Origin of the sequence: Escherichia sp. TC-EC600-tetX4, assembly GCF_019356055.1 — a bacterium.
Classification (GTDB): domain Bacteria; phylum Pseudomonadota; class Gammaproteobacteria; order Enterobacterales; family Enterobacteriaceae.
Window position 1 is genome coordinate 2,532,364 of sequence record NZ_CP079924.1, and the last position, 23,794, is coordinate 2,556,157.

The following is a 23,794-nucleotide window of genomic DNA, read 5'->3' on the forward strand; positions in this document are numbered from 1 at the left end:
AACCGCGGACTCCGCTGTTAACCGGAGGATATGCATCATGAAAACCGTTAGGGAGTCCACAACGTTGTACAACTTTCTCGGATCGCACAATCCATACTGGCGGTTGACGGAAAGCAGCGATGTTTTGCGCTTTTCTACCACCGAAACCACAGAACCTGATCGTACATTGCAGTTATCTGCCGAACAGGCTGCTCGCATCAGGGAAATGACGGTCATCACCTCCAGCCTGATGATGAGTCTGACCGTCGATGAAAGCGATCTTTCTGTGCATCTGGTAGGACGAAAAATCAATAAACGGGAATGGGCTGGCAACGCGTCTGCATGGCATGACACACCGGCGGTTGCTCGTGATTTATCACACGGGCTTTCCTTTGCTGAGCAGGTAGTTTCTGAAGCACATTCCGCAATAGTGATTCTCGACAGCCGGGGGAATATCCAACGCTTCAATCGGTTATGTGAAGATTACACAGGGTTGAAAGAACACGACGTCATTGGGCAAAGCGTGTTTAAACTGTTTATGAGCCGTCGTGAAGCTGCGGCATCCAGGCGCAATAACCGTGTATTTTTTCGAAGCGGCAATGCATATGAAGTCGAACTGTGGATACCAACATGTAAAGGCCAGCGGCTGTTTCTGTTTCGCAATAAATTTGTCCACAGCGGCAGTGGCAAAAACGAGATTTTTTTAATCTGTTCCGGCACCGACATTACCGAAGAGCGCCGCGCTCAGGAGCGACTGCGTATTCTGGCAAATACCGACAGTATCACCGGACTGCCGAATCGTAACGCAATGCAGGATTTAATCGATCACGCTATTAATCATGCAGATAACAATAAAGTTGGGGTTGTGTATCTTGATTTGGATAATTTCAAAAAGGTCAACGACGCCTATGGGCATTTGTTTGGTGACCAGTTATTACGCGACGTGTCATTGGCTATTTTAAGCTGTCTCGAACATGACCAGGTGTTGGCGCGTCCAGGTGGGGATGAGTTTCTGGTACTGGCATCCAACACCTCACAAAGCGCGCTGGAAGCAATGGCATCACGAATTTTGACCCGCTTACGGCTCCCCTTTCGCATTGGTTTAATTGAAGTTTATACCAGCTGTTCAGTAGGTATTGCACTCTCTCCCGAACATGGTTCAGACAGCACGGCTATTATTCGTCACGCCGACACAGCAATGTACACAGCGAAGGAAGGCGGACGAGGACAATTTTGCGTTTTTACCCCAGAAATGAATCAACGGGTATTTGAATATCTCTGGCTGGATACCAACTTGCGTAAAGCACTGGAAAACGATCAGTTGGTTATTCACTATCAACCGAAAATCACCTGGCGTGGCGAAGTGCGCAGTCTGGAAGCACTAGTACGTTGGCAGTCACCTGAACGTGGGTTGATTCCACCGTTGGACTTCATTTCCTACGCCGAAGAGTCAGGGCTAATTGTGCCTTTAGGCCGTTGGGTGATTCTCGATGTCGTACGCCAGGTGGCAAAGTGGCGGGATAAAGGCATAAACCTGCGAGTGGCGGTAAATATTTCTGCACGTCAGCTCGCCGATCAAACCATTTTCACCGCCCTGAAACAGGTTCTCCAGGAACTCAATTTTGAATACTGCCCTATAGATGTTGAACTGACAGAGAGTTGTCTGATTGAGAATGATGAACTGGCACTGTCTGTTATTCAACAATTTAGCCAACTAGGTGCGCAAGTGCATCTGGATGATTTTGGTACCGGCTACTCTTCACTTTCGCAACTGGCGCGCTTTCCGATCGATGCCATCAAACTTGACCAGGTTTTTGTTCGAGATATTCACAAACAACCTGTCTCGCAGTCACTGGTCCGGGCGATCGTCGCTGTGGCCCAGGCATTGAATCTTCAGGTGATCGCCGAAGGTGTAGAGAGTGCAAAGGAAGATGCTTTTTTAACCAAGAACGGGATCAATGAGCGGCAAGGATTTTTGTTTGCCAAACCGATGCCCGCCGTCGCCTTCGAACGCTGGTATAAACGCTATCTGAAGCGCGCATAAGTAGATGAATATATATACTTAGCGCTATATCCCGTCATTATATATCGTATTCCTGGATGATAATTAGCCGTTGCTGTTAAACACTTCTCTTTTAGCGGCAATTTTTGCATTATTCATTTTCCCCCTTTTGCTATAAGGATGTCCTTGATGTCTGAATTTGATGCCCAGCGCGTTGCCGAACGTATTGATATTGTGTTAGATATCCTTGTGGCAGGCGATTACCACTCTGCGATCCATAATCTCGAGATACTTAAAGCAGAACTCTTGCGCCAGGTTGCTGAATCTACGCCAGACATCCCGAAGGCACCGTGGGAGATTTAACAATCGTGCCTTCAGGTTTTCCTATTTGAGGATGCCCGGCGCGTCAGTATTTTTTTATTAAGTATTATAACGTTATAAGAATTACAGCGATGAATTCCCGACAACAAACTATTCTACAGATGGTCATTGACCAGGGTCAGGTTAGCGTAACCGATCTGGCAAAAGCCACTGGAGTTTCTGAAGTTACCATTCGCCAGGATCTCAACACACTCGAAAAACTGAGTTACCTCCGCCGTGCACATGGCTTTGCTGTTTCGCTTGATAGTGATGACGTCGAAACCCGTATGATGAGCAACTATACGCTGAAGCGTGAACTCGCCGAGTTTGCCGCGTCGCTGGTTCAACCGGGCGAAACCATCTTTATCGAAAATGGCAGCAGCAATGCCCTACTCGCCCGGACTCTGGGCGAGCAGAAGAAAAATGTCACTATCATCACGGTCAGCAGCTACATCGCGCATTTGCTGAAAGACGCGCCTTGTGAAGTTATTTTGCTCGGTGGCGTGTATCAGAAAAAAAGCGAAAGTATGGTTGGCCCTTTGACACGCCAGTGCATCCAACAGGTGCATTTCAGCAAAGCATTTATTGGTATTGATGGCTGGCAACCTGAAACTGGATTTACCGGTCGCGATATGATGCGTACCGATGTGGTCAATGCCGTGCTGGAAAAAGAGTGCGAAGCGATAGTCCTGACTGACAGCTCGAAATTTGGTGCTGTACATTCATACTCCATCGGTCCCGTTGAGCGATTCAATCGCGTGATTACCGATTCGAAAATACGCGCCAGCGATCTGATGCATCTTGAGCACAGTAAACTCACCATTCACGTCGTTGACATTTAACCATTTCCCTTCTCTACGGATGATTTGCAGTTTGGCAAATCATCCGCTCTAAGATGATTCCTGGTTGATAATTAAGACTATTTACCTGTTATTAACACTCTCAAGATATAAAATTATTATCAGCGATATAACAGGAAGTCATTATCACCTGCGTGATATAACCCTGCGCGCGAGCAGATTTCACGGAATAATTTCACCAGACTTATTCTTAGCTATTATAGTTATAGAGAGCTTACTTCCGTGAATCATAAATTCAGGAGAGAGTATTATGTTTGTAACGAGCAAAAAAATGACCGCGGCTGTTCTGGCAATTACTTTGGCAATGTCTCTGAGTGCCTGTTCTAACTGGTCTAAACGGGACCGCAACACCGCAATCGGCGCGGGTGCAGGGGCATTAGGCGGTGCAGTACTGACCGATGGCAGTACGTTGGGTACATTAGGTGGTGCAGCTGTCGGAGGTGTTATTGGTCACCAGGTCGGTAAATAATCGTAAATAAATGTCGATTATCGACTCGCAATTATAATACGCTTGATTCTGTTCAGTACGAAATAACTGAATAATACGCACAGTAAAATATTCGAAAGCCACGGATATATCCGTGGCTTTTTATGTTAACCGCCTGCGAGTTTTACCTTCATCCCTTTCGCTTCAAGTAGTGATTTTAATAAATCACGCTTATCGCCCTGGATTTCAATAACTCCATCTTTAACTGCTCCGCCGCAGCCGCATTTTTTCTTCAGTTCCGCTGCAAGTTTTGTCAGTTCGGCATCATCGAGATCGACACCGGTAATCAGGCAAACGCCCTTACCTTTACGTCCACTGGTCTGACGCTGAATACGCACCACACCGTCGCCTTTAGGGCGTACAGGGGCCGCTTTGGGCTCATCAATACGTCCGGTTTCCGTTGAGTAGACCAGACGGCTGTTGGAATCACTCATCATGCACTCCGCTGTAAATAGGCGTTGATCGCTTTCAGCGTCTGCGCTGGATCTACCGATTGCGTTACCGGGCGACCAATCACCATATAATCAACACCAGCCGACAACGCCTGTTCTGGCGTCATAATGCGGCGCTGGTCACCAGCTTCACTCCCCTGCGGACGAATGCCCGGCGTAACCAGTTTGAACTCCTGACCGAATACCTGTTTAAAGCGCACAGCTTCCTGAGCAGAACACACCACACCATCAAGGCCACATTTTTGCGTCAGTGCCGCCAGACGTTCTGCATAATCTGCAGGTGACAGTGTCATGCCAAGATCGACCAGGTCGCTGGCTTCCATGCTGGTCAACACTGTCACAGCAATCAAAAGCGGTGCATCTTTGCCAAACGGAACCAGTGCCTCACGCGCTGCGGTCATCATACGCGCCCCACCAGAGGCATGAACATTCACCATCCACACGCCTAAGTCAGCTGCAGCAGCGACAGCGTGCGCTGCAGTGTTGGGGATATCGTGGAATTTCAGGTCAAGAAAGATATCAAAACCACGCTGTTGAAGTTCGCGCACAAACTGTGGCCCAAACAATGTAAACATCTCTTTGCCGACCTTCAGACGACAATCGCGTGGGTCGATCTTGTCGACAAAGGCCAGCGCGTCATCACGATTATGATAATCAAGGGCAACAACCACAGGAGAATTCGTAACAGCGCGGGAAGAAGATGAAGCAGTTAACGTCATGACCAGACCTTCTTGATGATGGGCACCGGAAGTGGCGCGAAACAGGTAAACGGCGAGCATTCTACCCGTGGAAATAAAAAATTAACAGTTGCGATTTCTCCCCTGGCAGGCTTTTTCTGCGCCGTCGTTGCCGGAGCACAATGGAACATTAATAATTAGTATGTTGTAACTAAAGTCGGATTTTTTTTAAAAATTACAGGCCATCAAGACCGCGAATCGGTTTAATGGTTGACCAGGCCCGACAAGACGGACAATGCCAGTAGAGGGTGTATGCGGTAAAACCACATTTCTGGCAACGATAACGAGGCTTACTACGTACCTTCTCGCCAACCATGTCACGCAGCACCATCAGGCTCTCTTTGGCACGCCCTTCTTCCGCTTCATTTAAGTGGTAATCCATTAACTTATGGAACACACGCATGGTCGGATGACGCTGAAGCTGGCGCGTAATATAGACCTGTGCGGCCTCACTACCGTCGCGCGCTTCGATGATATCAGCAAGCATCAATTCAGCATCGGCACCGGTGTTCTCTTCCACCGCACGCTGCAGGAATTCTGCCCATTCGGCAGTTTTACCCAACTGCTGATAGCAGGTTTGCAACATTTCCAGCGTTTCGCTGACCAGTTCTCTGTCCTGGGATATCACGCGTTGCAGACTTTCGACGGCTTTGGCGTATTCTCCTTTCGCCATAAACACGCGTCCCATCATTATGGATACGCGGGCGCTGTTTTTATCTGCCGCCGCCCCTTTTTTTAGCAAGGTCATGGCACGATCGAGATCGTCGCTGGCCATATGCTGCAGGGCTAACTCACAGTAGAAATGGGCAATTTCGACGCGCTGTTTATCTTTACCCAGCTTCACCAGGCGTTCGGCAACATCAATTGCTTTCTGCCACTCACTGGTAGCCTGGTAGATTTGTAGCAACTGTTGCAGCGCGCCAATGCGGAAGTCAGTTTCATCGGTCAGCTGATTGAACATGTCTTCCGCGCGGTCATATAACCCGGCGGCCATGTAATCACGCCCCAGTTGTTGAATCGCCAACAGACGCTGTTCATAGGTCAGCGAGGCGCTTTCCATTAGGGTCTGATGGATGCGAATAGCGCGATCAACTTCGCCACGCGAACGGAACAGGTTTCCGAGCGTAAGGTGGGCTTCAACGGTGCCTGTATCCTCTTTAAGCATATCGAGAAACAGGTCTACCGCTTTATCCTGTTGATTACTAAGCAGGAAGTTAACCCCCGCTACGTAATCACGCGACAAGCGGTTGGCTTCATCTTGCTTGTTTTGTTGCGCACTTCTGCGGCCCATATACCAGCCATAGGCAGCGGCTACAGGCAAAAGCAGAAACAACAACTCCAGCATAGAAAGTTATTCCTTCGCCGCTGACGAGTGCGGCACTACAGCCACGTCAGTCGCGGGTGAAAGCTGGTTTTCCAGTCGCTTTATTTTACGTTCAGCGCGCGCCAGGGAAACACGAACTCGCAGCCAGAACAGGCCACAAATCAACCAACCGATAGCAAACCCCGCAGCAAACAATACCGCCAGCAATGTGGAAATACGGTACTCCCCTTGCGCTAACAGATAATTAAACGTCACCTGTTGATCGTTCTGCGCACCCAACGTGACCGAAATCACGAAGATCGCTAACACCAGTAAGAAAATGAGTAAATATTTCACATTACTTCCCGTTATGTGGTTAGAGCGAATAAATTATGGTCAACTTACCGCAATAGCCCTTTAAAGTACCATTTTCGCGCCGTCTGCGAAATGGCATCCACACGCATTGTTGATGATTTAAGGGCTAAATTCGGAAAATCAACCAGCGTTAACTTTCTTGTTCTCGTTGCGCTATTTCGCGATTTTCTTCCGCAGGTGGTGTTAATGGCCCACAAATTCGTTGCGCAAGCCACGTTGCCACCGCCACCAGCGCCCACGAAATCAACGTAGCTACTACCAGATCGCGTGGCCAATGCATCCCGAGCAGCAGGCGGCTTCCCATGACTCCCGTTGCCCAGACCAGCAAGATAGCAATGGTTAACGTTCGCCGACGCGGCCACAGCAAACCAACGGCCAGCAGTGCCCAACTGGCAGCAAACATCGTGTGACCGGAAGGAAAGGCAAACCCCGTCTCTTTCTGCCAGTGTGAACGCAAATATTGTGGGATATTTTTCTCTTCAGCCAACTGTTCTTTCACTAGATTTCCGCGTTCTGCTCGCTTTAAAGTGTAGAACTCATCAACCGGAATATGATGTGTTTTTTCCAGCCAGATAACAAAAGGTCGTGGTTCCTGGACTTTGTCTTTGATCCAGGATTTAACGCCTTGTCCCACAAGGATTGCGGCCGCCAGAATGGCAAATAATACAAAGGCAGCCTTAATGCGAAAACGCAGACACCAGAGAAACCAGCCGAATAAAATCAAATGTGTAATGACGCCCCAGGGCTGGGTGACAGTTTCAGTAACCCAAAAAGCCGCTTTTAGTAGCCAACTTTGTTCTCCAGGTTGCCAACGCCAGCCAGAAATCCATACGGCTACTGGCATGACAAGCAATAGTGCAGCTCCCACTGCGGTACGTCTGGCAATCGAACGCATGGCCTCTCCTTTTTAATAAGTCCCACAATCATAACTGAAAACGCCAGTTCCAGGAAAAATTGACAGATTTGTGCCATTCCGTGAACGATCGACGCGTCGTGATTAGGTGAACCCCTTCTCGTTATGGCAAAATAAGCCAATACAGAACCAGCATTATCTGGAGAATTTCATGCAGCTTAAACGTGTGGCAGAAGCCAAACTGCCAACCCCATGGGGCGATTTCCTGATGGTGGGATTTGAAGAACTGGCAACCGGACACGATCATGTCGCGCTAGTCTATGGCGATATTTCCGGGCATACCCCGGTACTTGCGCGCGTCCATTCCGAATGTCTGACCGGTGACGCCCTGTTCAGCTTGCGCTGCGATTGTGGCTTCCAGCTCGAAGCGGCATTGACGCAAATTGCCGAGGAAGGCCGTGGTATTTTGCTGTATCACCGTCAGGAAGGTCGTAACATTGGTCTGCTGAATAAAATCCGCGCTTACGCACTGCAGGATCAAGGTTACGATACCGTAGAGGCTAACCACCAGTTAGGCTTCGCCGCTGATGAGCGCGACTTCACTCTTTGCGCTGATATGTTCAAACTCCTTGGCGTCAATGAAGTCCGCTTGTTAACCAATAACCCGAAAAAAGTCGAAATTCTGACCGAAGCAGGGATTAATATTGTTGAACGCGTACCATTGATTGTAGGTCGTAACCCCAATAACGAACATTATCTCGATACCAAAGCCGAGAAAATGGGCCATTTGCTGAACAAATAACCCTCTTGCATTGTGTAATTCATTTGCTTGCCGGAAGCAAAATAACCGGCAAGCAAATAGTTGTTACTTCAACATATTACGAATGACATAATGCAAAATGCCGTCGTTCTGGTAGTAGGTCAACTCCGTCGCGGTGTCGATACGACAACGGCAGGGTACGACTTCCTGGCTACCATCCGCGCGCGTAAGCGTCACCGGAACCGTCGCGCCGGGTTGTAGGTTTTGCAGATCGCCAATATCAATCTTCTCTTCCCCGGTTAGCCCTAACGTTTTACGCGTTACGCCTTGCGGAAATTCCAGCGGCAGGATGCCCATGCCAATTAAATTCGAACGGTGAATTCGTTCAAACGATTCGGCAATCACCACACGAATACCAAGCAGACGCGGACCTTTTGCCGCCCAGTCACGACTGGAGCCTGATCCATACTCTTTCCCGGCAATCACCGCCAGCGGCGTTTGCTCCTGCTTATAGCGCATCGCAGCATCATAAATAGAGACTACGTCGCTGTCAGGTAAATGCCGCGTCATCCCCCCTTCAACGCCAGGCACCATTTCATTACGGATGCGAATATTGGCGAAGGTGCCGCGCATCATCACTTCATGGTTACCACGCCGCGAACCGTAGGAGTTAAAGTCTTTTCGCTCAACACCCCGACCTTGTAGATATCGACCCGCTGGGCTGTCGGGCTTAATACTGCCCGCCGGAGAGATATGGTCAGTGGTGACTGAATCCCCCAGCATTGCGAGGATCCGCGCACCGTGAATATCTTCCACTGGTGCTGGTGTTGCCTGCATTTCATCAAAGAAAGGCGATAAGCGAATATAGGTTGAGTCCTCCTGCCAACCGTAGGTATCGGATCGTGTGACGTTAATTCCCTTCCACTCTGCTGTGCCTTCAAAAACTTCTGCGTACTCTTTGCGGAACATTTCTGTGGAGACTTGTTCTACCGCACGGGCAATTTCTTGTGCCGATGGCCAGATATCTTTCAGATAAACCGGATCGCCTTTGCGATCATGGCCGATAGGCTCAGAAGCCAGGTTGATATTCATATTTCCCGCCAGCGCATAGGCAACCACCAGCGGCGGCGAGGCCAGCCAGTTAGTTTTAACCAGCGGATGGATACGGCCTTCAAAGTTACGGTTGCCGGACAGCACCGCACCGACGGTTAAATCGCCTTTTTTGATTGCCGTTTCGATAGGATCGGGCAGCGGCCCAGAGTTACCAATACAGGTGGTACAACCGTATCCCACAAGGTTAAACCCCAGTTCGTCGAGATACGGTGTCAGTTTCGCTTTTGCCAGATAATCAGAAACGACTTTCGAACCCGGTGCCAGCGACGCTTTGACCCATGGTTGCCGCTTGAGGCCCAGAGTTACGGCTTTTTTCGCCAGCAAGCCTGCGGCCATCATCACACTTGGGTTAGAGGTGTTGGTGCACGAGGTTATCGCAGCAATGACCACAGCGCCATCAGGTAACTGATACTGATGTCCGTTCATAACATAATCGACCGGCTGGCGATCTTTATGCGTGGCATTCACTTCCAGTTCGTTACTGGCGGCAAATGCTTTTGGTACATCGGGCAGTGCAACGCGATCCTGTGGGCGTTTAGGCCCTGCCAGGCTCGCTTCAACGTCATTCATATCCAGTTCTAACGTACTGGTAAAAATTGGTTCATCGCCCGGGTTACGCCACATGCCCTGCGCTTTGGCATATTTTTCGACCAACTCGACCTGATCTTCGCTGCGCCCGCTTAAACGCATGTAATCGAGGGTTACAGCATCGATTGGGAAGAAGCCACAGGTGGCACCATATTCTGGCGACATATTGGCAATGGTGGCGCGATCCGCCAACGGTAGTGAATCCAGACCATCACCATAAAATTCGACGAATTTCCTCACCACGCCATGTTTGCGCAGCATTTGGGTAACAGTGAGAACCAGGTCTGTGGCGGTAATACCTTCACGTAATTTTCCGGTAAGTTTGAAGCCCACTACATCCGGGATAAGCATGGAAACCGGCTGGCCTAACATTGCGGCTTCTGCTTCGATCCCACCAACGCCCCACCCCAGCACGCCAAGGCCGTTGATCATGGTGGTGTGCGAGTCAGTACCAACGAGTGTATCCGGATAAGCAATCCATTCACCGTCCTGCAATTCACTCCACACTGCTTTGCCGAGATATTCGAGGTTAACCTGATGGCAAATGCCTGTGCCTGGCGGCACGACGCTAAACCGACTGAACGCTTGCTTTCCCCATTTCAGGAACACATAACGTTCGTGGTTGCGCTCCATTTCCAGGCGTACGTTTTCTTCAAATGCCTCATCATCACCAAAACGATCGACGGTCACCGAGTGGTCAATGACCAGGTCGACCGGTGAGAGCGGGTTAACCTTTGCAGTATCGCCGCCGAGGCGTTTAACCGCTTCGCGCATTGCCGCCAGATCAACAACGGCAGGTACGCCGGTAAAGTCCTGCATCAGCACCCTTGCCGGGCGGTAGGCAATTTCACGGTCAGCATGGGCATTTTTCAGCCATCCTGCCAGCGCGTGGATATCCTCTTCGGTAACCGAGTTACCATCCTGCCAGCGCAGCAGGTTTTCGAGCAAAACTTTGAGTGACTTGGGTAGACGGGTGATATCGCCCAGTGATTTAGCAGCAAGCGGCAGGCTGTAGTAGTGGTAAGTTTTATCTTTGGCCTGCAACGTGTCCTTACTGGCTTCTCGTAGGGTTGACGACATAGCTCCTCCTTAATGACAGGGTTGCGAAGCCCTGATTCTCTTCAGGGTGAATATTAAAGATAACACAAACATCGCGTAACGATTTGATAACAACCCAAATTGATAAAAGAGGAGAAACCTTGTGGCAAAGCAAATGACAACCCCGCCGCAGCGGGGTCAAGGATCAGTGAGTAATGATCCAGAGGAGTTCGGCCCAGAAGAGCATCGACAGAGAAAACGCGCCCATCCAGGACCAATATTTCATATTTGTGTTGATCATAGGCTACACCCTTAACGGTTATTATTTTGTGTTGAGATAACTCAAGCTGTTATTGCTGCGGTGTATTAAAAGCCCTTTAATTCATTAAAAATGGGTAATAAGAATGATGATAATTATTGTTTCGGCTGATCATCTTCAGCAAACAGTTCTATAAAGGCTTGCTGCTGCGATGTTAGTTGCCAGTCGTCTGGAATAACGACGGAACATTCCCGTTTCGTTTCTGTTTCATTGTCACTATGCTGGCATAATGGTGACGACTCCAGTTGCTCCTGACCGACCATAGTTATCCCCACACTTTCCAAATCAGCAGTGCGACAACCACCCAGAAAAGTGCAGAACCAAGAAAAACCGCCAGCCAGGCTTTACGTTTTAATTCAGGATCGCGGCGGGGTTCCTGATTTCCAGAAGGCATTGCTAACCTCATATAATCGCCATCACTTATCAGCAAGACGTTGAACGATTGGTGTAATTAATCATACGATGAGACAAATCCTAAAGAAACTTTAGTCAAAAATCCAGCGAATTTACGAATCGTCTCCAGTGAATAATTCAATCTTTTGACCTGAAATAGATATTTGAAAACTGGAGTTTGCGAGGCGGGTAATTAGACACTACTTTACAGGTAATTTACCCTATAAATATGAGGGATAAAAATATTGTGCACGGTATAGAAATAAGTAACAAAAGAGAATATATTCCGGCACCTTCGCTACATAAAAGGTGCCGAAAATAACGCAAGAAATTATTTTTCCGGCAGTTTTATATCTTTAAACATGACCTCAATTTCTTCATTAGAGCGCAATGCGACAGCCGCATCAACGACATCACGCGTTAAATGCGGTGCAAAACGCTGAATGAAATCATACATATAACTGCGCAAGAAAGTACTACGGCGAAAACCAATTTTGGTTGTACTGTGGCTGAAGATATCGTGAGCATCAACACGCACAAGGTCGGGATCGGCGACCGGATCCACCGCCATGCTGGCAATGACCCCTACCCCCAGCCCTAACCGGACGTAAGTTTTAATGACGTCAGCATCCGTTGCCGTGAAAACGATACGCGGCGTTAACCCTGCGCGATTAAAGGCAGTATCCAGTTCTGAACGTCCGGTAAAGCCGAAGGTATATGTCACCAACGGATATTGCGCCAGTTCTTCAATGGTAATGGCTTTTTTGCCTGCCAGCGGGTGATCCGGAGTGACTACAATAGCCCGATTCCAGTGGTAGCACGGTAACATCACTAAATCTTCATACAGATGCAGCGCTTCTGTGGCGATAGCGAAATCAGCATTGCCTTTAGAGACGGCATCAGCAATTTGTGTCGGCGAGCCCTGGTGCATATGCAAAGAAACGCGAGGATAACGCTCAATAAAGCCTTTGATGACGTTTGGTAATGCGTAGCGTGCCTGGGTATGCGTGGTGGCGATATACAGTGAACCTTTATCCGGCCAGGTGTGCTCTCCGGCAACCGATTTTATGGCATCGACTTTCGACAGGACTTCGCGAGCGATACGAATTATTTCTTGCCCTGCTGGCGTTACCTGCGTCAGGTGCTTGCCGCTTCGGGAAAAAATTTGAATGCCTAGCTCGTCTTCCAGCATTCTGACTTGTTTACTGATCCCGGGTTGTGATGTGTAAAGTCCTTCCGCTGTTGATGAGACATTCAGGTTATGATTGACCACCTCAACAATATAGCGAAGTTGTTGTAATTTCATGTTAAACCATCCACTTAGACGCCATCAGAACATCGTTTTTTCGTCACACCTGGCGGGTGACTAATACGATTTAATAATAAAAAAGGTGCTAACTATAACCACTATATCATTTATAGCCTTAGTGTATAGGTGTGAAGAAAAAATAATATGCAATAAAAAAGGGCCGCTTTCGCGACCCTTTGTTTATAAAAACCTGACAGAATTAAAGGTTATTTTTTTCCTTCAACCCATTTGCCATCAACATAAAATGCTGACCAGCCAGTCGCCTTTCCGTCTTTTTCCGAAGAGACATATTGCTGTTTGGTTTTACGGCTAAAGCGAACCATGGTCTTATTACCTTCCGGATCCTGCTGTGGCGCATCGGCCAGATAACGCAGTTTTTCCGGCAGACGGTCGCGGAAGCGATAAAGCTCTTCCACCAGTGGCGCACGCGTTTCACGCGATTTCGGGAAAGTGTTGGCAGCCAGGAACACACCGGCAGCACCGTCACGCAGCACGAAATAAGCATCTGATTTTTCGCACGGCAGCTCAGGTAATGGCACCGGATCTTCTTTCGGTGGTGCCACTTCGCCGTTACGTAAAATCTTACGTGTGTTTTTACACTCTTCGTTGGTGCAGGCCATGTATTTACCGAAACGCCCCATTTTCAGGTGCATTTCAGAGCCACATTTTTCACACTCAACGATCGGGCCGTCATAACCTTTAATGCGGAATTCGCCCTCTTCGATCTCGTAACCGTCGCAGGTTGGGTTATTACCACAGACATGCAACTTACGTTTCGGATCGATGAGATAGCTGTCCATCGCCGTGCCGCATTTCGGGCAACGACGTTTTGCGCGCAGCGCGTTGGTTTCAGCATCTTCGCCTTCCAGCACGTTCAGCACTTCGTTTTCCGGCACCAGGTTAATGGTGGTTTTGCAACGCTCTTTCGGCGGCAGCGCATAGCCAGAACAGCCAAGGAATACCCCGGTGCTCGCTGTGCGAATCCCCATTTTGCGACCACAAGTCGGGCAGTCAATGCTGGTCAGAACCATCTGGTTCGGGCGCATACCACCCTCTTCCGGATCTTTTTCAGCTTTATCTAACTGCTGGGTGAAATCCGAGAAGAAGTGATCCAGTACAGCTTTCCACTCTGCTTCGTGATTTGCCACCTGGTCGAGGCTGTTTTCCATCTGCGCGGTAAAGTCGTAGTTCATTAACTCGCGGAAATTTTCTTCAAGGCGATCGGTGACGATTTCGCCCATTTTTTCCGCATAGAAACGACGATTTTCTACTCGCACGTAGCCACGATCCTGAATGGTCGAAATGATCGACGCATAGGTAGACGGACGACCGATACCGCGTTTTTCCAGCTCTTTAACCAGCGATGCTTCACTGAAACGGGCTGGCGGCTTGGTAAAGTGCTGGGCTGGTGTAAGTTCAACGAGCGTCAGAGCATCGCCTTTATTAACTGCTGGTAAGATGCGATCTTCATCGCCTTTACGCAACGCAGGCATCACTTTTGTCCAGCCATCAAAACGCAAAATACGACCGCGTGCTTTCAGGCGGAAATCGCCCGCACCAACGGTCAGCGTCGTGGAGTCATATTTCGCTGGGGTCATCTGGCAGGCAACGAACTGACGCCAGATTAACTGGTACAGTTTCTGCGCATCTGCTTCCATATCCTTCAGCGATTCCGCCATCACATTGACGTCAGAAGGACGAATCGCTTCGTGCGCTTCCTGTGAGTTTTCTTTGCTGGCGTACTGATTCGGACTTTCCGGCAGATATTTCTTACCAAAATTATCGCTGATATAACCGCGAACCATATTTACCGCGTCCTGACTCAGGTTAGTGGAGTCGGTACGCATGTAAGTGATATAGCCTGCTTCATACAAACGCTGCGCCATCATCATGGTTTTTTTCACGCCAAATCCAAGACGGGTGCTGGCAGCTTGTTGCAGCGTAGAGGTAATAAAAGGAGCGCCAGGTTTACTGGTTGTCGGTTTGTCTTCACGTTCCAGCACGCTGTAGCGCGCTTTTTCCAGCAGACTTACCGCAGCCTGAGTTTGTTCTTTGTTGACCGGACGGAACGGTTTGTCGTTCTGATGAGTCACCTGTAACGCCAACGCTTCACCAGATGGCGTGGTCGTGCTGGCATCGACTTCCCAGAACTCTTCCGGCACGAACGCTTTAATTTCACGCTCACGCTCGACCACCAGGCGAACCGCCACCGACTGCACACGACCGGCAGACAGGCCACGAGCGATCTTTTTCCATAGCAGCGGCGAAACCATATACCCCACCACGCGGTCCATAAAGCGACGCGCCTGCTGGGCATTAACACGATCAATATTCAGCTCACCCGGTTTGTTAAATGCCTGGCGGATCGCGTTTTTAGTAATTTCGTTAAACACCACTCGGCTATAGCGCGCATCATCACCCCCAATCACTTCCCGCAGGTGCCATGCAATGGCTTCCCCTTCGCGGTCAAGGTCGGTTGCGAGATAGATGTGGTCGGCTTTTTCAGCCAGTTGTTTCAGTTCAGAGACGACCTTCTCTTTACCAGGCAACACTTCATAGTGCGCCTCCCAATTGTGCCACGGGTCAACCCCCATACGGTTGACGAGAGCGCCACGTTCATCCTTTTTAGGCTTTTTAGCCGTCTTGGTGGAGGTAGAGTCGGCACTCTTTTTGGCAGCTGAGCCACTGGTCGGCAAATCGCGGATGTGACCGACGCTGGATTTCACCACGTAGTCACTACCCAGATACTTGTTGATCGTTTTGGCTTTTGCCGGGGACTCAACGATGACAAGAGCTTTACCCATATTCACCTTACCTAATTTGATTCTTCCAGGAATGCGTCGCACGTTGATAAACCTTCCACTGGCAACGAGTTACCGATATGGACTCGCTCTCTGCGGATATCAACCCCTTGTCGTGACTCTGTTCACGAAAATTCAGGTGACTGAGTTAACAGGTCTTGGCCTACAGGCGCTATAGCACGACGGAATTTTGGTCGAATGTCAAGCAAATCTATTGCCAGATTGACGAAAGCGTCACACTGTACCTGATAAAATCCGATACGCAACTTTATTAGCATGCAAAATCCAAAGTTGCCAGTAAGGCGCTCTTGCCACCAGCGTGGTATATTTGTCTGCAAGCCATGCCTGGCGTAGACTAATGTCCTTGTTTAAGGAGTAAATAATGAACAAAGAGACACAACCCATCGACCGCGAAACGCTGTTGAAAGAGGCCAACAAAATCATTCGTGAGCATGAGGATACGCTCGCAGGGATTGAAGCCACCGGCGTCACGCAGCGTAATGGCGTGCTGGTATTTACCGGCGACTACTTTTTAGATGAACAAGGATTGCCAACAGCCAAAAGCACCGCGGTGTTTAATATGTTCAAACACCTGGCCCATGTGCTTTCAGAAAAATATCATCTGGTTGATTAAAGCAAAACGCGAGGTCTTAGCCTCGCGTTTGTCTTTTACATCAATGGCTTTTGACCCCGCTGCCACCAGCGTAGCAACAATCGATCGGCGCTCTCTGCCGCGCTGCCGGTGAATCGGTCAATGAGTCGTTTACGCTGCATATAGCGTACATTGACCACTTCACGGCCTTCCATCAGGCTAAGAATAACTTCATCACTGGTGTTGATTTCATCAACCAGGCCTTTCTCTACCGCCTGTTGTCCGTACCAGTGTTCACCCGTTGCCACCTGTTCAATATCCAGAGAAGGACGCATACGCTTCACAAAATCTTTAAACAACTGATGCGTTTCGTTCAACTCTTCGCGGAATTTCTCCCGCCCTTCTTCGGTATTTTCACCCAGCAACGTCAGCGTGCGCTTATACTGCCCGGCAGTGTGCAGTTCGATATCAATATCTTTGCTTTTCAGGAAGCGGTTAAAGTTGGGCATTTGCGCCACCACGCCAATGGAACCCACAATAGCAAACGGTGCGGAAACAATTTTGTCCGCCACACAGGCCATCATGTAACCGCCGCTGGCAGCGACTTTGTCTACCGTAACAGTTAAAGGAATGTTTTTATCGCGCAGACGCTGCAGTTGCGAAGCCGCCAGCCCGTAACCATGCACCATGCCACCAGGGCTTTCCAGACGGAGCACAACCTGATCCTGCGGTTTGAATGCTGCGAGTACAGCCGTTATCTCTTCACGTAGCGAGTTCACTTCATGGGCGTCCATGCTGCCTTTAAAATCCAGCACCCAGACGCGGGGTTTACTGTCAGTTGCCACCTCGCCCAGTTTGGCTTTCGCTTTTGCTGCTTTCGCTTCTTGCTTATGCTTTTTCTTCTGCGCTTTGTGCCACTGTTTTTGCTGATGTGAGTCCATCAGCGCCGCGGCCAGTTCTTCTTTCATCTCCTTATACTGTTCGCTGAGATTGTTGACCCGTAACTCGCCACGCTGGCGTTTATTACGTTGAGCAACATTGACAATAATGGCGGCAATCGCCGCAATCGCTAGCACAACGGTAACGATTTTCGCCAAAAACAAACCATATTCAGACAACAATTCCACGAGTCCCCACCTTGGTTAAACAACGCTTTGGCTCACAGTTTACAACAGGCATGTTAAGCCGTCTCGCAGAGATGTTATTGCAGCGAAAGTATGACAAAGTATCCATTTTGCGGTGTTATCGCCCCAGGCTGATTGAAATGCCCTTCTGTTTCAGGCATAAAGCCCCAAAGTCATAAAGTACACTGGCAGCGCGACAGACAACGTCGTTGAGGAGTAGCCATGCATTACCAGCCAAAACAAGATTTACTCAATGATCGCATTATCCTGGTGACGGGAGCCAGCGATGGTATTGGTCGTGAAGCCGCGATGACGTATGCACGCTATGGTGCGACAGTGATTCTGTTGGGCCGTAATGAAGAAAAATTACGTCAGGTAGCCAGCCACATAAACGAAGAAACTGGGCGTCAGCCACAGTGGTTTATTCTCGATTTGCTGACCTGCACGTCCGAAAATTGCCAACAACTGGCACAGCGCATTGCCGTTAATTATCCGCGTCTGGATGGTGTTTTGCATAATGCCGGATTGCTCGGCGATGTTTGCCCAATGAGCGAACAAAATCCGCAGGTCTGGCAGGACGTCATGCAGGTCAACGTTAATGCCACCTTTATGCTCACCCAGGCACTGCTTCCTTTATTACTCAAATCGGACGCCGGTTCACTGGTCTTTACTTCATCAAGCGTTGGACGTCAGGGACGAGCCAACTGGGGTGCATATGCAGCGTCGAAATTTGCCACCGAAGGGATGATGCAGGTACTGGCCGATGAATATCAGCAGCGCCTGCGTGTCAACTGCATTAACCCAGGCGGTACGCGCACCGCAATGCGTGCCAGCGCCTTCCCGACCGAAGATCCACAGAAACTTAAAACACCCGCTGATATCATGCCGCTCTACCTCTGGCTGATGGGCGATGACAGCCGCCGTAAAACCGGCATGACCTTTGACGCCCAACCGGGCCGTAAACCAGGAATTTCCCAATGAGTGATGAACGCTACCAACAGCGTCAGCAGCGAGTGAAAGAAAAAGTAGATGCTCGTGTGGCCCAGGCCCAGGATGAACGCGGTATTATCATCGTCTTTACCGGCAATGGAAAAGGCAAAACCACCGCGGCATTTGGTACGGCAACACGCGCAGTTGGTCACGGAAAAAAAGTAGGCGTCGTGCAGTTTATTAAAGGCACCTGGCCTAATGGCGAACGCAATCTGCTGGAGCCACATGGCGTTGAGTTTCAGGTGATGGCAACGGGCTTTACCTGGGATACACAAAACCGCGAGTCTGATACCGCCGCCTGCCGCGAAGTCTGGCAACATGCAAAGCGGATGCTTGCTGATTCCTCACTGGATATGGTTTTGCTTGATGAACTGACGTATATGGTGGCGTATGACTATTTGCCACTGGAAGAAGTGGTGCAGGCGTTAAATGAACGTCCACATCAACAGACGGTGATTATCACGGGTCGTGGTTGTCATCGGGATATTCTTGAACTGGCAGATACGGTAAGTGAATTACGCCCCGTCAAACATGCGTTTGATGCCGGTGTAAAAGCGCAGATAGGGATCGATTATTAATCTGTAAAAATGCCGGATATGACGTCCGGCATACTTTGATTAACCGTTATTATTACGTCCGCCAGAACGACGACCGCCGCTCACCTGACTGTGACGTTTCACCGCACGACGAATCTGATTCGCCTTCATGCGACGACGGTCTTTTTCTACAGCGACTTTAGAGCTGGTTTCTGGCGGTAGCTCCACCAGTTCGCGCAGATAGTTAGTCTGGGCGAGGTCCAGCTCCGTCCAGCCACCGCGTGGCAGACCTTTTGGCAGTGGGATATCACCGTAACGAACACGGATCAGGCGGCTCACCTGCACACCAACCGCTTCCCACAGACGACGAACTTCACGGTTACGGCCTTCGGTCAGAGTCACGTTGTACCACTGGTTGATCCCTTCGCCGCCGCTGAACTTGATGGTTTTAAAAGCTGCCGGACCATCTTCCAACTGCACGCCACGACTCAAATCACGCAGTTTCGCGTCGTCAACCTGACCAAATACACGCACGGCATATTCACGTTCAACTTCACGGCTTGGGTGCATTAAACGGTTTGCCAGTTCACCATCGGTGGTGAACAGCAGCAGACCACAGGTATTAACGTCCAAGCGACCCACGGCAATCCAGCGTGCGCCACGCAGTTTTGGCAGACGGTCAAACACCGTTGGACGTCCTTCCGGATCGTTACGGGTACACAACTCACCTTCCGGTTTGTAATAGGCCAGAACGCGACAAATTTGTTCAGCGGACTCACGTACCGAAATCAGGTGACCATCGATACGGATTTTCAATCCAGGGGTAACTTCAACACGATCGCCGAGTTTAGCAATTTTGCCATCAACACTCACACGACCGGCTTCAATAATAGATTCGATTTCACGGCGAGAACCGTGGCCGGCACGCGCCAGCACTTTCTGTAGCTTTTCGCTCATAGAGCTTCCTTTTGGTGTCGCCTTCCCAGGCGTCTGATATGCTTTTGTGCAACAGTGAGTCAGAACTTACATCTGACTCACTGATAGTAAAGTCTGTTTGAACTCTTCAGGCCTTAAGTAAACGACTCGACGTTTATCGGCCTGGCTTTGAGGCGCAACATACTACACTATCTTTATGGTTAAAGCTTGTTTCGATTAACATCAGCTTAATTACCAGCCACCACCGCCTCCGCCACCCGCGCCGCCGCCAGCACCACCACCGGAATAACTTCGCCCCAACAAACTGGTATTGGCCCCGCAACTTAGGTGCGTCTGTAATGAGAATAAAACGCCGTTACGGGCAATCTCTGGAGCGCGAATCGCCGAAGAAAGCGAAGGGGCAATGCGTAACGCCCATTCCCTCCCCAAATTTGCCGATATAGCCCAACCTAGCAACGCGTAATCCAGTTTCCGTGTTTCCCCTTTCCGCCGACGTCCACTGTGTGTTGCTGCCTCTTTACGCGCAAGATAGTTAACGATAGCTTCACCGTGGGCATAACGTTGCTGTCCAGTTTGGGTAAACTTTGGCAGAAAAATATACCCCATGCCAGTGAGATAACCGGTCAGGCAAACAGCGGTAAAATAACCCGCTGGCATATACCAGTAAAAGAATACATCTCCGACATTGATGTAGAGAGAATAGAAGGCCACGCCTGAACAAATCAGTGGTAAAAACAAAGTGATGATTACACGATTAACGCAAGGCTTGTCATCATCGCGGGCAAACAAAAGCTCAAGGGAACAAAATAAAAAAGGAATAATCCAGCAGATCATAATAAACATATCGCCCACCAGACTCATTCCTGCCCAGCCTACAGGACTCAAGTTACCGTAAAGAATGACCGCCAATATTGCCAGTCCACCCCATTGCAAAAAAGTATCAGACCGGTAAAACGAAGACTTTTTACGCGGCAGATAAAATTTCTGCATCCGTAAAAATGCCCTGCGTAAGACTCTGTTGCGTCTCCCCGTAAGAACGACCTTATCGCCTTTACGAAATAACGCTTCCAGTAATAACTGCTCTGCGGGCAGTAATACCGCATTATTTCTGGTCGCGCCTTCATTAACACGAATCAGGATTTGCTGGTTCTTGTCAGACTGATCTTCCAGATGAATTTTTCCTTTCACAATCAGATTTACGATATCGGCACAAAAACCTTTATCGTCGTAAACTAGCTTCGCATCGAGACGTAACATGCCGGGCGTGTAATCTGGCGGAATGACATCGGTTTCAATCACATCTACCGGCGTAAATTGCGGCCTGCGCTTCCAGAGATATAACCATCCACAAACCAGGAACAGACACGGAAACCAAATTAACAACGATGACGTGGAGGGTAAAAGAAGATGGCTGAAAATATTCGTCGTTTGCGGAGCCGAGGCATTGCTAAGTAAAGCGTGAGGCCAGCGGTAGAGGACCGTGAAATCTTCACGATAAAACGGATCGCGGGATTCAATTCTTCCGTCCTCAAGGATGCGGCCATTACGATATGTGTCGCCCTCTTCTCCGGTAAAAAGATCGATTTCGCTAAATGGATTACCCGCAATATTAGAGAACTGGAGAGAAAAACGGGTCTTATAAATTTCAAACGGCCAGTGGTTACCGGTCACGTTCCAGATTAGCAGATCAGAATCCCCCTCACGCAGGAAAGCATTTTTAACCTGATAATGAATTTGATAATGATAGTCGCCTTGAGGCAAGAAACGTTGTTTATCGCCCACGACAATACTCATTAACCCGATATGCCAGTCAAGATGCCAGGGTTCAGGAATACCATCACGGGTGACGCCAACAATATGATAGTTCAGCAGTGCAGCGTCCCCATCAGGCTGCATCCATAGTCGTGGTAAATCACGATAAAAGCCGTGCTTAATCTGCTGATTTCGCGCCTGAAAATGAATATTTTCTTTGATGTCGAGCACCCCATCTGGTTGCAGAGTGGCTTCAACATCAAAGAGCGAGATCCCTTCTTCATAAGAAGGGATCTCCGTGTTTTCTGCATAACTTAGAGATGATACAAACAGCCCTGCTATCAACAGCAAAATGCAGCGAAACTTCCCTGCCATAGTCTTCCATCCGTGGAACGCAATTTGTTATAAGAAAGGCTTCACATCACCTACGCCTTCACGCACCACGACCGGCGTATCATCGGTAAGATCAATAACCGTTGTCGGTTTCTGCCCGAGATAGCCGCCGTGAATAATCAAATCTACCTGTTTTTCCAGACGATCTTTAATTTCTTCCGGGTCCGATTCGGTAAATTCGCTGCCTGGCAGCATTAGCGAAGTGGAAAGCATCGGTTCGCCCAATGCTTCAAGTAACGCCTGAGCGATAGGGTTAGAAGGCACACGCATACCGATGGTTTTGCGTTTTTCCTGCAACAGACGGCGTGGCACTTCCTTCGTCCCCTTCAGGATGAAGGTATAGTTGCCCGGCGTGTTGTTTTTCATTAAACGAAACGCAACGTTATCAACAAATGAATAGGTCGAGAGTTCAGAAAGATCGCGACACATCAGGGTAAAGTTGTGACCGTCCGGCAGCTGGCGAATACGACAAATACGCTCCATCGCGTTTTTATCTTCAATTTTACAGCCGAGCGCATAGCCGGAATCAGTTGGATAAACAATCACCCCGCCTTTACGCACGATCTCCACCGCCTGGTTGATCAGACGTTGCTGTGGGTTATCAGGATGAATATAAAAAAACTGGCTCATAATTCCCTCTCTGTGGTGTTCTGCGGCTGTTCCCATAGCTGCCAGACGCCTTCAACGCCTGCGGGCAGCCAGAGTTTACGACCCAGTTCGATCCACGGGCATGGCTGATGAAAATCAGATCCTTGTGATGCCCATAAATGATGCTGACGCGCAAGGGCCGCCAGCTGGGTACGTTCATTGGGCGATTGCTGGCACTGCGCGACTTCCATCGCGTCACCGTGGTGTTCGGCAAAATGCGCAACCAATCTTTTCAGCCATTTAGCACTAAGATTGTACCGCCCAGGATGAGCTAGCACCGCCTTACCGCCAGAATGATGAATGACATCAATAGCTTGTTCTATTGTACACCACTGTGGCGGAACGTATCCGGTTTTCCCGCGCGCCAGATACTTTTTAAAGACATCCGCCATTGAACTGGCTTTGCCGCACTCAACAAGGAAACGCGCAAAATGACCGCGCGTCACTGCGCCGCCCTGCGCCAGTCGTTGTGCGCCTTCCAGCGCCCCAGGTATTTGCGCTTTTTCAAGTCTTTCGGCAATCAGCTGCGCCCGCTGATTGCGCCGTTCTGTCTGCTGCGCGAGGAACTCACACATTAGCGGATGAGTAATATCAATATTCAGCCCGACAATATGAATTTCATGATTTTCCCAGACCGTGGAAATTTCCACGCCGGGAATAAGATTCAACGCCAGTCCCGAACGTGAAATTTCCTCTCTTGCTGGCGCGATTGCAGCTGTGGTGTCATGGTCGGTGATCGCCAGGGTGCCGACGCGCATCTCGACTGCACGGTGCACCAATGCTTCTGGCGTCAGGCAGCCATCGGAAGCTGTGGTATGGCTGTGCAGGTCGTAAATCACTGCATAATTCGTGTCGCTCAAGGCGCACTCCCGTTCTGGATAATGTTTTTTGCGCCGACATCATAACGGTTCTGGCAAATATTCTGAAATGAGCTGTTGACAATTAATCATCGAACTAGTTAACTAGTACGCAAGTTCACGTAAAAAGGGTATCGACAATGAAAGCAATTTTCGTACTGAAAGGTTGGTGGCGCACTTCCTGAAACGGGCAGTGTATTCACCATGCGTAAAGCAATCAGATACCCAGCCCGCCTA

The 23,794-nt window shown here is 49.3% G+C and carries 26 protein-coding genes and 1 other annotated feature (1 of these 27 cut by a window edge); of the genes, 9 read left to right on the forward strand and 17 right to left on the reverse strand.

Annotated elements, in window-relative coordinates; all coding sequences use genetic code 11:
* Window positions 1-37 precede the first annotated feature (37 nt).
* Complete coding sequence (pdeR, locus tag KXD89_RS12240; protein WP_000859945.1) at window positions 38-2,023, forward strand: cyclic di-GMP phosphodiesterase; 1,986 nt, start codon at window positions 38-40, stop codon at window positions 2,021-2,023.
* Here pdeR and ymiD read toward each other — a convergent pair.
* On the reverse strand, window positions 2,005-2,133 hold the full coding sequence (gene ymiD / locus KXD89_RS12245; RefSeq protein ID WP_211180493.1) for a protein YmiD: 129 nt from the start codon (window positions 2,131-2,133) through the stop codon (window positions 2,005-2,007). The genes pdeR and ymiD overlap by 19 nt on opposite strands.
* Window positions 2,134-2,170: 37 nt before the next feature.
* Here ymiD and yciZ point away from each other — a divergent pair, with 37 nt between their 5' ends.
* The 3 genes from yciZ (at window position 2,171) to osmB (ending at window position 3,670) form a co-directional block, all read left to right on the forward strand.
* Window positions 2,171-2,344 carry a protein YciZ gene (yciZ, locus tag KXD89_RS12250; RefSeq protein WP_001288368.1) on the forward strand — a complete coding sequence of 58 codons (174 nt, stop codon included), beginning with the start codon at window positions 2,171-2,173 and terminating at the stop codon, window positions 2,342-2,344.
* An 89-nt stretch (window positions 2,345-2,433) separates the two neighbouring features.
* A complete protein-coding gene (locus tag KXD89_RS12255) occupies window positions 2,434-3,183 on the forward strand; it encodes a DNA-binding transcriptional regulator YciT (RefSeq protein ID WP_001088620.1) in 750 nt (249 codons plus the stop codon).
* Between the two features lie 268 nt (window positions 3,184-3,451).
* Window positions 3,452-3,670 (forward strand): osmotically-inducible lipoprotein OsmB, encoded by a 219-nt coding sequence (gene osmB / locus KXD89_RS12260; protein WP_000498253.1) that lies wholly within the window; start codon window positions 3,452-3,454, stop codon window positions 3,668-3,670.
* 125 nt (window positions 3,671-3,795) lie between these two features.
* On the opposite strand, the gene yciH is transcribed toward osmB, so the two are convergent.
* The 5 genes from yciH to pgpB form a co-directional block, all read right to left on the reverse strand.
* Window positions 3,796-4,122: a stress response translation initiation inhibitor YciH gene (gene yciH, locus KXD89_RS12265; protein WP_001295580.1), complete on the reverse strand. Its 327-nt coding sequence runs from the start codon at window positions 4,120-4,122 to the stop codon at window positions 3,796-3,798.
* Window positions 4,122-4,859 carry an orotidine-5'-phosphate decarboxylase gene (pyrF, locus tag KXD89_RS12270; protein WP_072647345.1) on the reverse strand — a complete coding sequence of 246 codons (738 nt, stop codon included), beginning with the start codon at window positions 4,857-4,859 and terminating at the stop codon, window positions 4,122-4,124. The genes yciH and pyrF overlap by 1 nt, the downstream gene beginning before the upstream one ends.
* A 193-nt stretch (window positions 4,860-5,052) precedes the next feature.
* The gene (lapB, locus tag KXD89_RS12275) at window positions 5,053-6,222 is read right to left on the reverse strand and encodes a lipopolysaccharide assembly protein LapB (protein ID WP_000891353.1); all 1,170 of its coding nucleotides are present in this window, start codon (window positions 6,220-6,222) and stop codon (window positions 5,053-5,055) included.
* Between the two features lie 6 nt (window positions 6,223-6,228).
* Complete coding sequence (gene lapA / locus KXD89_RS12280; protein ID WP_000876286.1) at window positions 6,229-6,537, reverse strand: lipopolysaccharide assembly protein LapA; 309 nt, start codon at window positions 6,535-6,537, stop codon at window positions 6,229-6,231.
* Between the two features lie 148 nt (window positions 6,538-6,685).
* Window positions 6,686-7,450, reverse strand: a complete 765-nt coding sequence (pgpB, locus tag KXD89_RS12285) for a phosphatidylglycerophosphatase B (protein WP_001256538.1) — start codon at window positions 7,448-7,450, stop codon at window positions 6,686-6,688.
* 169 nt (window positions 7,451-7,619) lie between these two features.
* Between pgpB and ribA the strand changes: the two genes are divergently transcribed.
* Window positions 7,620-8,210 (forward strand): GTP cyclohydrolase II, encoded by a 591-nt coding sequence (gene ribA / locus KXD89_RS12290; RefSeq protein ID WP_001176295.1) that lies wholly within the window; start codon window positions 7,620-7,622, stop codon window positions 8,208-8,210.
* A gap of 63 nt (window positions 8,211-8,273) precedes the next feature.
* Here ribA and acnA read toward each other — a convergent pair whose 3' ends face one another.
* From acnA to topA, 6 genes are all read right to left on the reverse strand, one after another.
* Window positions 8,274-10,949, reverse strand: coding sequence for an aconitate hydratase AcnA (acnA, locus tag KXD89_RS12295; RefSeq protein WP_072647346.1), 2,676 nt, complete (start codon window positions 10,947-10,949; stop codon window positions 8,274-8,276).
* Between the two features lie 163 nt (window positions 10,950-11,112).
* A complete protein-coding gene (gene ymiC / locus KXD89_RS12300; RefSeq protein WP_001310756.1) occupies window positions 11,113-11,208 on the reverse strand; it encodes a small membrane protein YmiC in 96 nt (31 codons plus the stop codon).
* A 113-nt stretch (window positions 11,209-11,321) separates the two neighbouring features.
* Entirely contained in the window at window positions 11,322-11,489 is a 168-nt protein-coding gene (yciX, locus tag KXD89_RS12305) for a protein YciX (RefSeq protein ID WP_001297116.1), read from the reverse strand.
* A gap of 2 nt (window positions 11,490-11,491) precedes the next feature.
* A complete protein-coding gene (locus tag KXD89_RS12310; RefSeq protein WP_001300896.1) occupies window positions 11,492-11,632 on the reverse strand; it encodes a YmiA family putative membrane protein in 141 nt (46 codons plus the stop codon).
* A gap of 318 nt (window positions 11,633-11,950) precedes the next feature.
* The gene (gene cysB / locus KXD89_RS12315; protein ID WP_000776253.1) at window positions 11,951-12,925 is read right to left on the reverse strand and encodes an HTH-type transcriptional regulator CysB; all 975 of its coding nucleotides are present in this window, start codon (window positions 12,923-12,925) and stop codon (window positions 11,951-11,953) included.
* 209 nt (window positions 12,926-13,134) lie between these two features.
* Complete coding sequence (gene topA, locus KXD89_RS12320; protein ID WP_001297122.1) at window positions 13,135-15,732, reverse strand: type I DNA topoisomerase; 2,598 nt, start codon at window positions 15,730-15,732, stop codon at window positions 13,135-13,137.
* A gap of 379 nt (window positions 15,733-16,111) precedes the next feature.
* Here topA and KXD89_RS12325 point away from each other — a divergent pair, with 379 nt between their 5' ends.
* Window positions 16,112-16,363 carry a YciN family protein gene (locus tag KXD89_RS12325; protein WP_001031530.1) on the forward strand — a complete coding sequence of 84 codons (252 nt, stop codon included), beginning with the start codon at window positions 16,112-16,114 and terminating at the stop codon, window positions 16,361-16,363.
* 35 nt (window positions 16,364-16,398) lie between these two features.
* On the opposite strand, the gene sohB is transcribed toward KXD89_RS12325, so the two are convergent.
* A complete protein-coding gene (gene sohB, locus KXD89_RS12330; RefSeq protein ID WP_000422045.1) occupies window positions 16,399-17,448 on the reverse strand; it encodes a protease SohB in 1,050 nt (349 codons plus the stop codon).
* A gap of 219 nt (window positions 17,449-17,667) precedes the next feature.
* Between sohB and KXD89_RS12335 the strand changes: the two genes are divergently transcribed.
* Together KXD89_RS12335 and cobO are read left to right on the forward strand one after the other, a co-directional pair.
* Window positions 17,668-18,426 (forward strand): YciK family oxidoreductase, encoded by a 759-nt coding sequence (locus KXD89_RS12335; RefSeq protein WP_000559286.1) that lies wholly within the window; start codon window positions 17,668-17,670, stop codon window positions 18,424-18,426.
* Complete coding sequence (gene cobO, locus KXD89_RS12340; protein WP_001278906.1) at window positions 18,423-19,013, forward strand: cob(I)yrinic acid a,c-diamide adenosyltransferase; 591 nt, start codon at window positions 18,423-18,425, stop codon at window positions 19,011-19,013. Before KXD89_RS12335 ends, cobO begins: the two co-directional genes overlap by 4 nt.
* A 39-nt stretch (window positions 19,014-19,052) precedes the next feature.
* On the opposite strand, the gene rluB is transcribed toward cobO, so the two are convergent.
* The 4 genes from rluB to rnm all read right to left on the reverse strand — a co-directional run bounded on the left by rluB (window position 19,053) and on the right by rnm (window position 23,560).
* Window positions 19,053-19,928: a 23S rRNA pseudouridine(2605) synthase RluB gene (rluB, locus tag KXD89_RS12345; protein WP_001291217.1), complete on the reverse strand. Its 876-nt coding sequence runs from the start codon at window positions 19,926-19,928 to the stop codon at window positions 19,053-19,055.
* A gap of 210 nt (window positions 19,929-20,138) precedes the next feature.
* Entirely contained in the window at window positions 20,139-22,034 is a 1,896-nt protein-coding gene (locus KXD89_RS12350) for a DUF2207 domain-containing protein (RefSeq protein ID WP_001326916.1), read from the reverse strand.
* 27 nt (window positions 22,035-22,061) lie between these two features.
* Window positions 22,062-22,682 carry an L-threonylcarbamoyladenylate synthase gene (locus KXD89_RS12355; RefSeq protein WP_001295575.1) on the reverse strand — a complete coding sequence of 207 codons (621 nt, stop codon included), beginning with the start codon at window positions 22,680-22,682 and terminating at the stop codon, window positions 22,062-22,064.
* Entirely contained in the window at window positions 22,679-23,560 is an 882-nt protein-coding gene (gene rnm, locus KXD89_RS12360; RefSeq protein WP_001285661.1) for an RNase AM, read from the reverse strand. Before rnm ends, KXD89_RS12355 begins: the two co-directional genes overlap by 4 nt.
* A gap of 137 nt (window positions 23,561-23,697) precedes the next feature.
* Between rnm and trpL the strand changes: the two genes are divergently transcribed.
* Window positions 23,698-23,742: a trp operon leader peptide gene (gene trpL / locus KXD89_RS12365; protein ID WP_001700591.1), complete on the forward strand. Its 45-nt coding sequence runs from the start codon at window positions 23,698-23,700 to the stop codon at window positions 23,740-23,742.
* Window positions 23,719-23,794 (forward strand) — a sequence feature (Trp leader region) (it continues 18 nt past the right edge of the window). It overlaps the preceding gene by 24 nt.